Source organism: Umezawaea beigongshangensis, assembly GCF_016464305.1.
In the GTDB taxonomy this organism is placed as follows: Bacteria; Actinomycetota; Actinomycetes; order Mycobacteriales; family Pseudonocardiaceae; genus Umezawaea_A; species Umezawaea_A beigongshangensis.
This window is the reverse complement of record NZ_JAEIOJ010000006.1, coordinates 307,870-322,558: the sequence shown is the minus strand read 5'-3', so window position 1 is coordinate 322,558 and position 14,689 is coordinate 307,870. Positions and strand designations below refer to the sequence as shown.

Sequence of the window (14,689 nt, the reverse complement as noted above, 5' to 3'; positions counted from 1 at the left end):
GAGCGCTCCCCCTCCGCAGGCCGACGAGAGGAACGACGATGTTCCGCACGACGACGCCGCACCGGTCCACCACCCGCAGAGCGATCACCGCACTGGTCGCCGCCCTGCTGACCGTCACCTGCGCGGTGGCCACGCCGACCGGCGCCGCGGCCGCGGCCGCCGCGTACGAGGGCTACCTGTTCGCCTACTTCACGGGCGAGGGCACGGCTGACGGCGAACAGGTCCACTTCGCCGTCAGCCGCGGCAACGACCCGCTGCGCTACGACGTGCTCAACGGCGGGCGGCCCGCGCTGGTCTCCACGGTGGGCACGAAGGGGGTGCGCGACCCGTTCGTGATGCGCAAGCAGGACGGCACGTTCGTGCTCGTCGCGACGGACCTGCGCATGTACCGGGGCCCGTCCTGGGACCAGGTCCAGCGCACCGGGAGCCGGTCGATCGTCGTGTGGGAGTCCGCCGACCTCGTCACGTGGTCCGCGCCGCGCGCGGTCGTGGTCGCGGACTCCACGGCGGGCAACGTGTGGGCGCCGGAGGCGTACTACGACCCGGCGCTCGGGAAGTACGTGGTCTTCTGGGCGTCGAAGCTGTACGCGGCGAGCGACCCGGACCACACCGCCAGCACGTACAACCGGATGCTCTACGCGACCACGACGGACTTCCGCACGTTCAGCGCGCCGAAGGTGTGGGTCGACCCCGGCTACTCGGTGATCGACTCGACGGTGATCGGGCACGACGGCACCTACCACCGCTTCACCAAGGACGAGCGCTCCAGCTCGACCGGATCGCCGTGCGGGAAGTTCGTCCTGCAGGAGAGGGCGACGTCGCTGACCAGCACGAGCTACTCCCCCGTGGCCGAGTGCATCGGCAAGGGCGTCATCGGTCAGGGCGAGGGGCCGCTGATCTTCAAGTCCAACACCGAGAACAGGTGGTACCTGTTCGTCGACGAGTTCACCGGGCGCGGCTACGTGCCGTTCGAGTCCACCGACCTGGCGTCCGGGCGCTGGACCGAGGTCACCGGCGCGCAGCTGCCGGCCAGCCCGAGGCACGGCGCGGTCGTGCCGATCACCAAGGCCGAGCTGGACCGGGTCGCCGGTGCGCGCACCGCGGTCCCGGTGACCGCGGGCAAGCGGACGGTGCGGGCGATGACGTCCGGCTTCACCACCTCCGTCTGGCGGCACGGCGACTTCGCCGGGCGCATCGACCCGATCTCGGCGAGCAGCCCGCTCCCCGACCGGCAGGACGCGACGTTCGCGGTCGTGCCGGGCCTGGCGGACCCGTCCTGCTCGTCCTTCGAGTCGGTGAACTTCCCCGGCCGCTTCCTGCGCCAGGCGGACCTGCGACTGCGGCTGGACGCGCGGGCGACGACGGCCTCCCACCGCGCGGACGCCACGTTCTGCGCGCAGGCGGGCAACAGCGGTTCCGGCGTCACCTGGCGCTCCTACGCCGTGCCGACCCGCGTCGTGCGGCACTACGGCCAAGTCCTGTACCTGGCGGCGAACGGCGGGCCGAACGCCTTCGACAGCACCGGGAACTGGGCCGCCGACACGACGTGGCGCGACGAGGCACCGCTCGCCCCCTGACCCGGCCGGGGCGAGGGGACGAACCGGTCGCGCAGTCCCCCGGCGCCGCGCGGTGGGCGTGACGACGGCCGGTCGGCGGGGACGAGCACTGCCGCCCGGCTTGACCCCGACGCCGGGTAGGGGTTCGACGATGCGGGCATGCCGATCACCTCCGTCCTGTACCTCGCCTCCGGGGCGCTGTCCCTGCTGGGCAACCTCGTCGCCGGGATCGCCCTGCCGCTGCTCGTGCTCGTGCGCACCGGTGACGTCACCGCGGCCGGTGTCGTGGCGGCGGCGGTGGGTCTGCCCACCGTCGCCGCCGCGGTGTTCGGCGGGATCGTGGTCGACCGCTGGGGACGACGCCGGGTGTCGATCGGCGCGGACCTGGCGTCGGCGGCGTCCGTGTCGGCGCTCCCCCTGGTCGACGCGCTGTGGGGACTCGACCTCGCCGCGTTCGTCGTGCTGGGCGTCGTCGGCGCGCTGTTCGACCTGCCGGGGATGACGGCTCGCGAGGCGCTGCTGCCCGACGTGGCGGCCGCGTCGGGAACGCCGCTGGAGCGGCTGTCCGGGCTGCGCGAGGGTGTGCAGGGCGTGCTGATGGTCGTCGGACCGCTCGCCGGGGGCGCGCTCGTCGTGCTGCTGCCCGGTTCGGCGGTCCTGTGGGTGACCGCCGCCTGCTCGGCGGCCGCCGCCGGTGTCACCGCCCTGCTGCCCCGCGGCACCGCGCCCTCGCCCGCGCCGCGGCGCGGTGGCTGGTGGGCCGACCTGCGCGAGGGCGGCGCGGTGCTGCGGCGCGATCCGGTGCTGAGCGGACTGACGGCGCTGAGCTCGGCGTCCGTGCTGGTGATGGCGCCGCTGGTGGTGCTGCTGCTGCCCGCCCACCTCGTCGCGACCGGCACGCCGGGACGCCTCGGCCCGCTGGTGGCCGCCTCGGCGGTGGGCGGCCTGCTGGGCGCGATCGTCTACGTCGGCGTCGGGCGGCGGCTGTCGCGCCGGACGTGGCTCGTCGGGTGCACTGCGGGTGCGGCGGTGATGTTCACCTGGTTCGCGTCCCTGCCGTCCTCCGGGTGGATGCTGCTGGCGATCGGGCTGCTGGGCCTGGTCTCCGGGCCGCTCGCACCGCTGGTCGCCGTGATCACGGCGGAACGCGTGCCCGAGGACGCGCGAGGCCGTGTGCTGGGTCTGCAGAACGCGGCGGCGCTGCTCGCCTCACCGGCTGGGATGCTGTGCGCGGGTCTGCTCGTCGGTGGCGTCGGGCTGCGGGCGACGGCCCTGGTGCTCGCGGGGGTGTGGGTGGTGCTGACCGCCGGGGCGCTGCTCCTGCCGGGACTGCGTTCGCTGGAGGTGACCGGTGCTGACCATCGGTGAACTGGCGCGGCTGGCCGCCACCACCGTCCGGGCGGTCCGGCACTACCACGCGGAGGGCCTGCTGGAGGAGCCGGAGCGCGACCACTCCGGCTACCGCCGCTACGGCGCGAACGACCTGATCCGGCTCGTGCGCATCCGCCGGTTGCGCGAGGTCGGCGTTCCGCTGGCGCGCATCGGCGAACTGCTCGTCGACCGGGAGCTGCTCGGGCAGGTGATCGACGACCTCGACGCGGAGCTGGCCGAGCGGCAGCGGGTGCTGGCGGAGCAGCGCGCCCGGCTGGCCGAGCTGCGCGCGTTGCGGGCCGATCCGGAACTGCCGGAGGCCGCGGCCGGGGTGTTCGCCGAGCTGGCCGCCGCCGGGGTCTCGCAGCGCGTGCTGGAGCAGGAGCGGGACGCGCTGCTGCTCGTGTCGGCGATCGACCCGGCGACGACGGCCGTCCTGGTCGAGCGGTACCGGACGATGGTGACCGCTCCCGGCGGCGGTGTCGGCGTCGAGCTCGCCAAGCGTTTCGACGCGCTGCGCGAGGTGCCTGCCGACGACCCGGCCGTGGCGCTCCTCGCGGCGGAAATCGCCGAGTTCACGCGGCAGCAGGTGCACGACCTGGTCGAGCTCGCCGGGGAACGGCCCGACCCGAAGCACGTGGCGGAGCGGGTGATGGCCGACTGGCTGGGCACGATGAGCCCGGCGCAGCGGCGCGTGGTGGAGCTGATGGGCGCGGAGTTCTAGGTCGTGGCGCGCCCGAACCGGAAGGCGTGCGGGCGCACACCGGGGGGCCTCGTCCAGCAGCCGACCAGCACCGCGCCGGCCACCACGACGACCTCGCCCCCCGCCGGGCCACCGGTGGGCCCGCGATCGCCGGGCCGATCACGACCACCCGCACGGTCCGAACCTCCTCCGGCCGCGGCTCGCGACTCGACGAGCACCGGCACGCGATCGTCCCGGCACCGGATCAGCGGGCCCCGGCGAGGACCTCGCGCAGCCGCGCGGCGAACGCGTCCGGCATCGACAGGGGCGCACCGTGGTCACCGGGGAACTCGACGAGCGGTGTGCCCAGCTCCTCGGCGAACGCGGCCGCGCCCCGGTGGGCGAGCTGGCCCGCGGACTCCGCGCCGCTCGCCACGACGACCCTCGTGGAGACCTGCCGGAGCGCGGCCACGTCGGGGACGTACCGGCCCAGCGGACGGAGCACGTGCCCGAAGAACAGGTCGAAGTTGCCGTTCGGCGCGCCCGCCGCCCGCGGATCGGGCGGCCCCTGCCGCTGCGGGGCGCGGGTGCGGTCCAGGCCGGTCAGCTCCAGGAAGCGGGCCAGCGCTGCACCCGCCCCGGCGGTGCGGTGCAGCTCGTGCAGCTCCTCGTCGTTCGCGCGCAGCCGCGGCGCGTCCGGGAGCAGCTCCGTGACCGGCGGTTCGTGCGCCACCAGCGTCCGGACGCGCTCGGGGTGCCGCGCGGCCAGGGCCAGGCCGGTGATCGCCCCGGCGCTGCACCCCAGGACGAGCGCGGGCTCGGCGGTCAGCGCGGTCAGCAGGTGGAAGGCGTCCTCGGCCTGCGTCTCGACCCGCACGTCGGCGTCCGGGTCGTCGCGGGTGCTGCGGGACATGCCGCGCGGGTCGTAGGTGATGACCGCGTGGTCGTCGGCGAGCAGGGACGCCAGCGCGGTGAAGCCGCGGGAGTCGGCCGGGCCACCGGGGATCATCAGCAGCGGCGGTCCCGATCCGCGCACCTCGTGGTACAGGTGCGCACCGGGCACGTCCAGGACGCCGGTCCGGGGTTCGTCGGCCGTCACGGGCTCGTCTCCTCCGCTGGAAGTCGATCGGACCGCCACCGTAGCGACGGGCACCGACAGAACCGGGCCCGTCACCGTCCTGTCCGGACCACCGGGCCGGTCACCAGCGCGACCGCCGGTCGCGGTGCGACGCTCTCCGGCGCGAGAAGAGGGGCGTGGAATCCGTTCTCTTCCCGCCACCACCAAAGTACAGCGCACAGGGGGTCTTGCGGCAAGGCCCCGGTCGTGCCGCAGAATTTCCGCTCGACGCCGGCGCCCGCGGACATTCGGAATTCGCGAAGCAGATGTGCCGGTGACACCGCGGTTGTGTTCTACGGGGGAGTTCTCATGATCGACGTGATCGTCGTCGGTGGCGGGCCGACCGGTGTGGTGCTGGCGGGTGAGCTGCGGTTGCACGGCGTGCACGTGGTGGTGCTGGAGAGGGAGGCGGAGCCGACCCCGGTGGTCCGCGCGCTCGGCCTGCACGCGCGCAGCGTGGAGATCATGGACCAGCGCGGTCTGCTGGAACGGTTCCTCGCGCTCGGCACGCGGTATCCGGCCGGTGGTCTCTTCGCCGGAATTCCCACGCCCCCGCCCGAACGGCTGGACACCGCGCACCCGTACCTCCTCGGCATCCCGCAGCCCCTCACCGACCGGCTGCTGGTCGAGCACGCCACCGAACTCGGCGCCGAGATCCGGCGCGGCTGCGAGCTGGTGGGGCTGAGCCAGGACGACGACGGGGTGACCGCCGAGCTGGCCGACGGCACGCGGCTGCGCTCGCGCTACCTCGTCGGCTGCGACGGCGGTCGCAGCGCGGTGCGGAAGCTGCTCGGCGTCGGCTTTCCCGGCGAGCCCACCAAGATCGAGACGCTGCTGGGCGAGATGGAGGTGGGCGTGCCGCCGGAGACGGTGAGCTCCGTGGTGGCGGAGGTCCGCAGGAGCAACACGTGGTTCGGCGTCGGCCCCCTCGGCGACGACGGGGTGCACCGAGTCGTCGTGGCCGCCGAGGGCGTGACCGGGGACCGCTCGGTCCCGCCCACCCTGGAGGAGGTGAAGCGGCGGTTGCGGGCGGTGGCGGGCACCGACTTCGGCGTGCACTCGCCGCGCTGGCTCTCCCGCTTCGGCGACGCCACCCGGCTGGCCGAGCGCTACCGGGTCGGCCGCGTGCTGCTGGCCGGTGACGCCGCGCACGTGCACCCGCCGGTCGGCGGGCAGGGGCTCAACCTGGGCGTGCAGGACGCGTTCAACCTCGGCTGGAAGCTGGCCGCCGAGGTCGCGGGCTGGGCGCCGGAGGGACTGCTGGACAGCTACCACGCCGAACGGCACCCGGTGGCGGCCGACGTGCTGGACAACACGCGTGCGCAGGTCCAGTTGATGTCCCTCGACCGGGGAGCGCAGGCGGTGCGCCGCCTGCTGTCGGAACTGATGTCCTTCGAGGACGTGAACCGCCACCTGACCGAGAAGATCACGGCGATCGGCGTCCGCTACGACTTCGGCGAGGGCCACGACCTGCTCGGCCGGCGGCTGCGGGACGTGCAGCTGAAGCGGGGACGCCTCTACGGGGTGATGCACGGCGGCCGCGGGCTGCTGCTCGACCAGACCGGCCGGCTCTCGGTGGCGGGCTGGGCGGACCGGGTCGACCACGTCGTGGACGTCAGCGAGGAGCTGGACGTGCCCGCGGTGCTGCTGCGGCCGGACGGCCACGTGGCGTGGGTCGGCGAGGACCAGCGGGAGCTGCTCGGTCGGCTTTCCCGGTGGTTCGGCGCAGCCGTCGGCTGAGCGCGTGGTCGTGGCCCGGCCCGCGCCGGGCCACGACCGCGGTCAGCCGGCGCGCTCGATCGCGAAGGCCGTGAGGAATCCGGCCGCGGTGATCAGGCCGGTGAGCAGGTGGGCGCGCTCGAACGCCTCGGGGATCATCGTGTCGCTGATCATGGTGAGGATCGCGCCCGCCGCCACGGCGGTGATGACGGCGACCGCGGTGGGTGAGGCCTCGCGCAGCAGGAGGGCGCCGAGCAGCGCAGCGAGGCCGCTGAGCAGCGCGATACCGCCCCACACGCCGAAGACGTAGCGCGCGCCGCGGCCGGCGCGCTTCATCCCGGCCGCGCTGGACAGGCCCTCGGGGACGTTGGAGATCACGACGGCGGCCAGGACGCTCACCCCGACGCCGCCGCCGGACAGCAGCGACAGTCCCAGCACCACCGACTCGGGCACACCGTCGAGCAGCGCGCCGATCGCGATGGCCGCGCCGCTGCCGCTCGACTCCTCCTCCGACGGCTGCTGGTCGCCCGAGCGCTTGCGGTGCCGGGCACCGCGCCGGGCGAGCAGGGCGTTCGCCGCCACGTAGACGACCGCGCCGGTGAGGAACCCCGCGACCACCGCGCCGAGCCCGCCGGTCCTCTCGGCCTCGTCCACCAGGTCGAAGGCGAGGGCGGAGATCAGCACGCCCGCGCCGAAGGCCATGATCCACGCCACCACCCGCCGGGGCACCGTCACCCACCAGGCGATCAGCGCGCCGAGGACCAGGGCGAGCCCGCCGACGAGCCCCCACCAGCCCGCCTCCAGCCACACCGGCACCGCGCACCACCGTTCGGTCGGAGCGGCCCGTCCGGCCGACCGCACATCCGTACCACCGAGCGCGCCCGCCACGCGCGGCGGTGCCGTCGGGTTCCCCCGGCAGGAGGACGTTCCGGTCCGCCGGTGCCGCGGGTGCGCATACTCCAGGAGCACCGATCCGGGACGGACGGGAACGGGGAGGCTGCCGTGGCCGAGCACGCGGCGCACGGATCGCCGGGGACCGACCAGGAGTTCTCCGTGCGCGTCGACCGGTCCCGCGCGGTCCCGGTGGTCGTGGTGGTGGGCGACGTGGACGCCCTGACTGCTCCGCTGCTGCACCGGCACCTGGCGGACGCGGCCCACCACCCGCTCGTCGTGGACCTCAGCGGTGTGACGTTCTTCTCCTCGTCCGGCGTCAACTGCTTCCTGGTGGCCGGGGCCTCCGGGACGCGTCTGCGGCTGGTCTGCTCCGACCGGGTGAGCAGGATCTTGGAGCTCGTGGGCCTGTCCGAGTCGCTGGAGCGCTACGACTCGCTGTCCAGCGCCGTGCGGGCGGCGGCGGGCTGACGCGCCACCGGCTGCGGAGGGGTGCTCCCGCGCGAGCGCCCCTCCGCAGCCGGGCCGCCCCGATCAGCTCGGCAGCTTCGCGATCGTGGTGTAGAACTCGTCGATCTGCCGCACGGCGCGGGTGAAGGCGTCCACGTCGACGGGCTTGGTGATGTAGGCGTTGGCGTGCAGGTCGTAGCTGCGCAGAACGTCCTCCTCGGCACTGGAGGTGGTCAGCACGACGACGGGGATGGACCGCAGCGAGTGGTCGGACTTGATCTCCGCCAGCACCTCTCTGCCGTCCATCCTGGGCAGGTTGAGGTCCAGCAGGATCAGGCCGGGCCTGGGCGCGCGGGAGTGGTCGCCGGCACGCAGCAGGAACGCCATGGCCTCCGAACCGTCGCGCACGACGTGCAGCCTGACGCGCGCGTCCCCCTCCGACAGCGCCTCCTCGATCATCAGGGCGTCACCGGCGTCGTCCTCCACGAGCAGGACGTCGATCAGGTCGGAGACGATGGCGGCCACTGGGTTCTCGCATTCTTCGCAGGAGCGGTCCGCCGGGGAGCGGGACCGCGTCGCCCCCGGCGGTTCCACCGGAGGCGCACACCGTTGTTCTACGGCAATGGTGCACCCGGCGTGCGCTTCGTGCCGCGTCGACACCCTGAGTGCTTCGAGGTGCGTCGTCGTGGGTACTCGATCGACCGAGCAGGACGACCGCTGGAGGAGAGACCGACATGGCAGTGCTTCGCAGGTTGACCGTCGTCGCGGGCGCGGCCCAGATGGCGCGCGAGTACGTCAGGCGCAACCCGGACAAGGTCCGCGCGGTGGCCGAGCAGGCCGGGCGGTTCGTGGACCAGCGGACCGGGGGCAAGTACCGCACCAAGATCGACGCGGTGGTGCGCCAGGTGGAGCGCGTGACGGGAGCGGGCACGGGCGCCGGCACGACGCGCGTGGTGCGCTCGGAGCGTCCGGACCGGCCGTACGGGAGCTGACCCCCCGCTCGCGGTGGCCCTCGACCGGCCGCCGTGGCCCCGACGGGCCACGGCGGCCTGCTTCACGTGCGCGATGTGGTGAAATGCTGCCCAACACCTTGACCTGTGGGGTACCGACCGTGGAGCGACCAGTGCGATGACGACCTCGATCTCGGAGTGGTCTCGCGCGCTGGGCGCTCTCGCCGAGGAGGCGGGGTCGCCGCGCGCCGCCGCGCACGCCGTCGTGGCGCACCTGGAGCGCGAGCCGGGATGTCTGTTCGCCCGCTGCCTCCTGGCCGAGAACGGCGAGCCCGTCGCCGTCGCCGCCACCGCGGGAGACCCCGCGCACTCCTCCGCCGACGTCCCGCACCGCGAGCACTGGTTCGAGGCGTCGTGGGGCGAGGACACCACGGCGCTGCGCTTCGGCGGGCCGCTGCCCGGTGACGGCCTGCTCGCGTGGGACGTCGTGCTGGACGGACGGCTGCCGCAGGAGGAGCTCGACCGTTTCCGCGTCGCGGCGCTGCACCTGCACCTGGGCGTGCTGCGCGGGTCCGCCGCGAGCTCGGACGAGCTGGCGCGCACCACCGACGTGCTGCTGGACACCCTGCACACCGGGCTGGACTCGGCGCGGGAGACGGTGCGGCAGCGAGAGGCGACGCTGCGCGCCGAGGCCCGCGCCCTGGACAAGCTGCACCGCGTCGGCAGCGCCCTGTCCGCGGAGCTGGAGCTGGAGCGGATCGTGCAGCTCGCGACCGACGCCGCCACCGAGCTGACCGGGGCCGCGTTCGGGGCGTTCTTCTACAACGTCGTGGACTCCCTCGGCGAGTCGTACCTGCTCTACGTGCTCTCCGGTGTGCCGCGCGAGGCGTTCTCGCGCTTCCCGACGCCGCGCAAGACCAAGATCTTCGGCCCGACCTTCGACGGCGCCGGTGTCGTGCGGCTGGACGACGTGACCGCCGACGAGCGCTACGGGCACAACCCGCCGCACCACGGGATGCCGCAGGGGCACCTGCCGGTGCGCAGCTACCTCGCGGTGCCGGTGGTCTCCCCCGGCGGCGAGGAGGTGCTCGGCGGCTTCTTCTTCGGCCACCCGGACCCCGGCGTGTTCGGCGAGCGCGCCGAGCAGCAGGCGGTGGCCGTCGCGGCGCAGGCCGCGGTGGCGCTGGTGAACGCGCGGCTCTACGAGCGGCAGCGCGAGGCCGCGGCCCACCTGCAGCGCACGCTGCTGCCGTCGATCCCCGAGGTCGACGGCCTCCGGATCGTCTCGCGCTACCTGCCCGCGGCACGCGGTGTGGAGGTCGGCGGCGACTGGATCGACGTGATCCCGCTCGAACCCGGCCGCACCGCGCTCGTGGTCGGCGACGTGATGGGCAAGGGCGTCGGCGCCGCCGCCGTGATGGGGCAGCTCCGCACGGCCGTGCGCGCGTATGCGATCACCGGGCTCGACCCGGCCGCCCTGATGACCCGGATGGAGCACCTGATCGCGCAGATCGCCCCCAGCCAGATCGTCACCTGCGTGTTCGCGGTGCTCGACCTGTCGGCGCGCACGCTGTGCTGGGCCAACGCCGGGCACCTGCCGCCGGCGCTGCTGAGCGCGGGCGAGGAGGCCACCTACCTGGACGACAAGCTGGGTCCGCCGCTGGGCGCGGGCGGAACGGTGTTCCGGGAGCGTTCGGTGCCGCTGCCGGAGGACGGCGGGCTGCTGCTGTTCACCGACGGGCTCGTGGAGCGGCGCGGGGTGCCCCTGGACGACGGGCTGGCGGCGCTGCGCGAGCGGCTGACCGACACGGGCCAGGCGTCCCCGGAGGTGTGGTCCGCGCTGATCGACGACCTGACCTGCGCGCAGGACCACGACGACGACATCGCGGTGCTGCACGTGGGGTTCGGCCGATGACGACGGTGGCGGTGTCCCGGTGGCTGCCCGCGGAACCGGCGTCGGTGGTGCGGGCCCGGCGGCCGGTGGGAGCGAGCCGCGCCGCGCGGGGCGCCCCGGCGCACGTCGACGGCCTGGCCCTGATCACCGGCGAGCCGGTCGCCGACGCGGTGCGCCACGCCGCGTCGCCGCGTCGCCCGGTGCCGCGGCAGGTGCCGGGCGGGACGCTGGTCGAGGTCTGCGACGAGGACCCGCGTCATCCTGTCGTGCAAGTCGCCGAGCCGAGCGGTCCGAGGCACCGCGGCGTGTTCGTGGTCGAGACGCTCAGCTCCACCCAGGGCGTCGTTCCCACCACCACCGGCACGTGCGTGCGGGCCGAGCTGGCGCTCGACCCGCGGAACACCGGCGGCACCGAACGCACATGACACAGCACAGTGGAGGATCAGTGGGCACGAGCACGACACCCCCGGCCGGCGGGGACGAGGCGCAGCTGACGGCGCTCGGGACGCACGACGTGCGCCCCGAGTTCGACGTGTCGCACGAGGAGCGCGACGGACGGCTCGTCGTGCACGTCGTCGGCGAGCTCGACTACCACACGGCGCCGAGGTTGCAGACCTACCTGAGCTCCCGCCTCGACCGGCCGGTGGTGCTGGACCTGGAGGGCGTCGAGTTCTGCGACTCCAGCGGCCTGGGCTGCCTGGTGGAGGCGTACAAGCGGGCCGGGGCCGCGGGGGGCCGGTTCTCCGTCGCCGCGCCGCACCCGTTCGTGCGCCGCGTGCTGGAGCTGACCCAGCTCGACCAGATCGTGCCGATGTTCGCCACCGTTCCGGACGCCCTGCGCGGTTCCTGACCGGGTTCGCGCGTGCACGCGCCTTTCGCGGGTACCTCCCGGTCGTGGCGAACGACGTGGCTGGTGCACCGGGCGGGGACGCGCGACCTGTGGTGGTGGTCGTGGGCGGCGGGTTCGGCGGGCTGAACGCGGTCCGGGGGCTGCGGGACGCCGACGTGGACGTGGTGCTGGTCGACCAGACCAACCACCACCTGTTCCAGCCGCTGCTGTACCAGGTCGCCACGGCGCTGCTGCCTCCCGGCGACATCGCCCCGCCGCTGCGCAAGGTGCTCGCCCGCCAGCGCAACGCGCGCGTCGTGCTGGGCGAGGTGACCGACGTCGACCCGAACGCCAAGACCGTCCGGATCGCCCTGTCCACCGGCACGGAGCGGACCGTCGGCTACGACGTGCTCGTGCTCGCCGTCGGCGCCACCGACTCCTACTTCGGCCACGACGAGTGGCAGCGCTTCGCTCCCCCGATGAAGACCCTCTCGCACGCCGTGCGGATGCGTTCCCAGCTGCTCACCGCCTTCGAGAACGGCGCCTCCACCGACGACCCGCAGGAGCGGCGGCGCTGGCTGACCATCGCCGTCGTCGGCGCGGGCCCCACCGGTGTGGAGCTGGCCGGACAGATCGCGGTGATGGCGCGGCGCACCCTGCGGGACCAGTTCACCGAGTTCGACCTGGACGACGTGCACATCGTCCTGCTCGACGCCGCCCCCGACGTCCTGCCGCCGTTCGCGCCGTCGCTGCGCGACCACACCCGGCGGGTGCTGGAGGGGATGGGCGTGGACGTGCGGCTCGGCCGCGCGGTGGACGACGTCGACGCCACCGGCGTGACGACGAGGGCCACCGGCTCCGACGACGCGACGCGCGACCGGCTCGACGCGGGCACGGTGATCTGGGCCGCCGGTGTGCGCGCCGCGCCGCTCGCACAGCGCCTGGCCGACGCCACCGGCGCGACGACCGATCGCAGGGGCAGGATCGTGGTCCGGCCGGACTGCACCGTGCCCGGTCACCCCGAGGTCTTCGTCATCGGCGACGCGGCGAACCTGAACGACCTGCCCGGCATCGCGGAACCGGCCCTCCAGGAGGGCAAGTACGTGGCCGAGGTCGTGCGGGCGCGCACGTCCGGGCGGCCGGCGCCCGGCCCGTTCCGCTACCTCGACCTGGGCACGATGGCGACGATCTCGCCCTCCGACGCCGTGGCCGACGTGCGGGGGCTGCGGCTGCGCGGGCTCCTCGGCAAGGTCTCCTGGGCGGTGGTGCACCTGGCGTTCCTGGTGGGCTGGCGCAACCGCGCCTCCGTGCTGCTGGAGTGGGCGTGGATGCTGCTGACCGGCCGCCGCAGCCAGCGCGTCATCCTGCGCGGCGAGGTCGGCGACGTCCCGGCCCGCTCGACCACCCCCTGAGCGGTTCGGCGCGCAAGAACCGTCGACGGGGGTGTCCACGAGCGCCCGTCCCGTTCGTCGTGATGATGTGCGGCGGGAAGCCGCGCACGGGAGCGACAGGACGGGAGACCACGAACGTGAAGTACGTGCTGCTGATCAACGCCGGTGCGATCGACGAGGACGGCGGGGCCGCCGGGTGCACCGTCGAGGACTGGGTGGAGTTCGACCAGGAGGTCAGGGACAGCGGGGTCTTCGTCTCCGGTGAGTCCCTGGCCGACCTGGTCACCGCCACGACGGTGCGGGTCGGCGAGGACGGCGAGCGGACCGTGACCGACGGGCCGTTCGCCGAGACCCGCGAGGTGCTCGGCGGCTTCTACGTCGTCGACGTGCCGGACCTGGACGTCGCGCTCGACTGGGCGGCCCGCTGCCCCGGCGCGCGCGGCGGCGGCTCGGTCGTGGTCCGCCCGGCCGCGGACTTCTCGAACTGATGGCCGGGGACGAGCGGGCCGGTCACGTCGGTTCGTCGGTGGAGGCGGTGTTCCGCGAGGAGCACGGCAGGCTGCTGGCCTCGCTCGTCCGCCGCTACCGCGACCTGGACCTGGCCGAGGACGTCGCGTCGGAGGCGATCGAGGCGGCACTGGCGACCTGGCCGGTGCAGGGCGTTCCGGCGAATCCGGGGGCCTGGCTGCTGACGACGGCGCGGCGCAGGGCCGTGGACCGGCTGCGGCGCGACACGACGTACGCGGCGAAGCTCGCCCTGCTCCAGGTGGAGGCGGACCGGACCGACCCGGCTCCGCCTCCGGTGGTCGGCGCAGACCTGCCCGACGAGCGGTTGCAGCTGTTCTTCACCTGCGCCCACCCGGCGCTGCCCGCCGAGGACCGCGCGGCCCTGACCCTGCGCTGCCTCGCCGGGCTGACCACGCAGGAGGTGGCGCGGGCGTTCCTGGTTCCGCCCCCGACGATGGCCAAGCGGCTCGTGCGGGTCAAGAAGAAGATCCGCGAGGCGCGCGTCCCGTTCCGGGTGCCGGACGCGACCGAGCTGCCGCACCGGTTGCCGGGCGTGCTCCAGGTCGTCTACTCGATCTTCACCGAGGGCTACGCGGCCAGCTCGGGCCCGCACCTGCAACGGCTCGACCTCGCCGAGGAGGCGATCCGCCTCGCCCGGATCCTGCGCCGCCTGCTGCCCGCCGAGCGGGAGGTCGCCGGGCTGCTCGCCCTGATGCTCCTGGTGCACGCCCGGCGCGGCACCCGGACCGGGCCGGACGGCGAACTGGTGCTCCTGCGGGACCAGGACCGCGGCCGCTGGGACCGCGCGGCGATCGAGGAGGGCCGCGCCCTGGTGGTGGTCGCGCTGACCGCGGGCCCGGCCGGGCGGTACGGCGTGCAGGCCGCGATCGCCGCCCTGCACGCCGAGGCCGCTGACCTCGCCAGCACCGACTGGCCGCAGGTCGTGGCGCTCTACGACGTGCTGCACGCGCTCGCCCCGTCGCCGGTCGTCGTGCTCAACCGGGCCGCGGCGGTGGCCGTGCGCGACGGGCCGGAAGCGGGCCTCGCGCTGCTCGACGGCCTGGCCGGCGAGCCCCGGCTGCGCGGCCACCACCCCTACCGGGCCGCCAGAGCGGACCTGCTGCGCCAGCTCGGCCGGCACGACGAGGCGGCGACGGCCTACCGGGAGGCGCTCGACCTGGCGGGCACCGGACCGGAACGCGCTCACCTGCGGCGAGGACTCGACGCCGTCGAGTCCTCCCGCGCGGACCGCGAGCCCGGCGCGCCGGCGCCGGGATGACGTCCGGTGTGGACCGACCGTCACGCCGCAGCGGGACGGGGCGTCCCCCGGGG

General features: G+C 74.6%; 15 protein-coding genes. 12 read left to right on the top strand and 3 right to left on the bottom strand.

Annotation, left to right across the window (positions count from 1 at the left end; translation table 11 throughout):
• Nucleotides 1–38: 38 nt before the first annotated feature.
• From IMZ35_RS17570 to IMZ35_RS17560, 3 genes are all read left to right on the top strand, one after another.
• Entirely contained in the window at nucleotides 39–1,577 is a 1,539-nt protein-coding gene (locus IMZ35_RS17570) for a glycoside hydrolase family 43 protein (RefSeq protein WP_199442176.1), read from the top strand.
• 138 nt (nucleotides 1,578–1,715) lie between these two features.
• The gene (locus tag IMZ35_RS17565; protein WP_199442175.1) at nucleotides 1,716–2,924 is read left to right on the top strand and encodes an MFS transporter; all 1,209 of its coding nucleotides are present in this window, start codon (nucleotides 1,716–1,718) and stop codon (nucleotides 2,922–2,924) included.
• On the top strand, nucleotides 2,908–3,651 hold the full coding sequence (locus IMZ35_RS17560; RefSeq protein ID WP_199442174.1) for a MerR family transcriptional regulator: 744 nt from the start codon (nucleotides 2,908–2,910) through the stop codon (nucleotides 3,649–3,651). The genes IMZ35_RS17565 and IMZ35_RS17560 overlap by 17 nt, the downstream gene beginning before the upstream one ends.
• A 223-nt stretch (nucleotides 3,652–3,874) precedes the next feature.
• Here IMZ35_RS17560 and IMZ35_RS17555 read toward each other — a convergent pair whose 3' ends face one another.
• Complete coding sequence (locus tag IMZ35_RS17555; protein ID WP_307868286.1) at nucleotides 3,875–4,708, bottom strand: alpha/beta fold hydrolase; 834 nt, start codon at nucleotides 4,706–4,708, stop codon at nucleotides 3,875–3,877.
• Nucleotides 4,709–5,035: 327 nt separating this feature from the next.
• On the opposite strand from IMZ35_RS17555, the gene rox reads away from it, so the two are divergent.
• Nucleotides 5,036–6,466: a rifampin monooxygenase gene (rox, locus tag IMZ35_RS17550; protein WP_199442173.1), complete on the top strand. Its 1,431-nt coding sequence runs from the start codon at nucleotides 5,036–5,038 to the stop codon at nucleotides 6,464–6,466.
• A 42-nt stretch (nucleotides 6,467–6,508) separates the two neighbouring features.
• Here rox and IMZ35_RS17545 read toward each other — a convergent pair whose 3' ends face one another.
• A complete protein-coding gene (locus IMZ35_RS17545; RefSeq protein WP_199442172.1) occupies nucleotides 6,509–7,261 on the bottom strand; it encodes a ZIP family metal transporter in 753 nt (250 codons plus the stop codon).
• Between the two features lie 186 nt (nucleotides 7,262–7,447).
• Here IMZ35_RS17545 and IMZ35_RS30730 point away from each other — a divergent pair, with 186 nt between their 5' ends.
• Nucleotides 7,448–7,807: an STAS domain-containing protein gene (locus IMZ35_RS30730; RefSeq protein ID WP_199442171.1), complete on the top strand. Its 360-nt coding sequence runs from the start codon at nucleotides 7,448–7,450 to the stop codon at nucleotides 7,805–7,807.
• Nucleotides 7,808–7,870: 63 nt separating this feature from the next.
• Here IMZ35_RS30730 and IMZ35_RS17535 read toward each other — a convergent pair whose 3' ends face one another.
• Nucleotides 7,871–8,311, bottom strand: a complete 441-nt coding sequence (locus IMZ35_RS17535; protein ID WP_307868285.1) for a response regulator — start codon at nucleotides 8,309–8,311, stop codon at nucleotides 7,871–7,873.
• Nucleotides 8,312–8,520: 209 nt separating this feature from the next.
• Here IMZ35_RS17535 and IMZ35_RS17530 point away from each other — a divergent pair, with 209 nt between their 5' ends.
• From IMZ35_RS17530 to IMZ35_RS17500, 7 genes are all read left to right on the top strand, one after another.
• Nucleotides 8,521–8,778: an antitoxin gene (locus tag IMZ35_RS17530; protein ID WP_199442170.1), complete on the top strand. Its 258-nt coding sequence runs from the start codon at nucleotides 8,521–8,523 to the stop codon at nucleotides 8,776–8,778.
• 136 nt (nucleotides 8,779–8,914) lie between these two features.
• Nucleotides 8,915–10,651, top strand: coding sequence for a PP2C family protein-serine/threonine phosphatase (locus IMZ35_RS17525; RefSeq protein WP_199442169.1), 1,737 nt, complete (start codon nucleotides 8,915–8,917; stop codon nucleotides 10,649–10,651).
• The gene (locus tag IMZ35_RS17520; protein WP_199442168.1) at nucleotides 10,648–11,055 is read left to right on the top strand and encodes an ATP-binding protein; all 408 of its coding nucleotides are present in this window, start codon (nucleotides 10,648–10,650) and stop codon (nucleotides 11,053–11,055) included. The genes IMZ35_RS17525 and IMZ35_RS17520 overlap by 4 nt, the downstream gene beginning before the upstream one ends.
• A 20-nt stretch (nucleotides 11,056–11,075) precedes the next feature.
• Nucleotides 11,076–11,480 (top strand): STAS domain-containing protein, encoded by a 405-nt coding sequence (locus tag IMZ35_RS17515; protein ID WP_199442167.1) that lies wholly within the window; start codon nucleotides 11,076–11,078, stop codon nucleotides 11,478–11,480.
• A 56-nt stretch (nucleotides 11,481–11,536) separates the two neighbouring features.
• Nucleotides 11,537–12,871 carry an NAD(P)/FAD-dependent oxidoreductase gene (locus IMZ35_RS17510; protein ID WP_199442166.1) on the top strand — a complete coding sequence of 445 codons (1,335 nt, stop codon included), beginning with the start codon at nucleotides 11,537–11,539 and terminating at the stop codon, nucleotides 12,869–12,871.
• Nucleotides 12,872–12,987: 116 nt separating this feature from the next.
• Nucleotides 12,988–13,338, top strand: coding sequence for a YciI family protein (locus tag IMZ35_RS17505; RefSeq protein WP_199442165.1), 351 nt, complete (start codon nucleotides 12,988–12,990; stop codon nucleotides 13,336–13,338).
• Nucleotides 13,338–14,636: an RNA polymerase sigma factor gene (locus IMZ35_RS17500; RefSeq protein ID WP_199442164.1), complete on the top strand. Its 1,299-nt coding sequence runs from the start codon at nucleotides 13,338–13,340 to the stop codon at nucleotides 14,634–14,636. The genes IMZ35_RS17505 and IMZ35_RS17500 overlap by 1 nt, the downstream gene beginning before the upstream one ends.
• Nucleotides 14,637–14,689: the final 53 nt, after the last annotated feature.

Coding starts and splice junctions, on each gene's coding strand:
- IMZ35_RS17530 (WP_199442170.1), top strand. CDS start 8,521: ATGGCAGTGCTTCGCAGGTTGACCGTCGTCGCGGGCGCGGCCCAGATG.
- IMZ35_RS17525 (WP_199442169.1), top strand. CDS start 8,915: ATGACGACCTCGATCTCGGAGTGGTCTCGCGCGCTGGGCGCTCTCGCC.
- IMZ35_RS17570 (WP_199442176.1), top strand. CDS start 39: ATGTTCCGCACGACGACGCCGCACCGGTCCACCACCCGCAGAGCGATC.
- IMZ35_RS17565 (WP_199442175.1), top strand. CDS start 1,716: ATGCCGATCACCTCCGTCCTGTACCTCGCCTCCGGGGCGCTGTCCCTG.
- IMZ35_RS17500 (WP_199442164.1), top strand. CDS start 13,338: ATGGCCGGGGACGAGCGGGCCGGTCACGTCGGTTCGTCGGTGGAGGCG.
- rox (WP_199442173.1), top strand. CDS start 5,036: ATGATCGACGTGATCGTCGTCGGTGGCGGGCCGACCGGTGTGGTGCTG.
- IMZ35_RS17520 (WP_199442168.1), top strand. CDS start 10,648: ATGACGACGGTGGCGGTGTCCCGGTGGCTGCCCGCGGAACCGGCGTCG.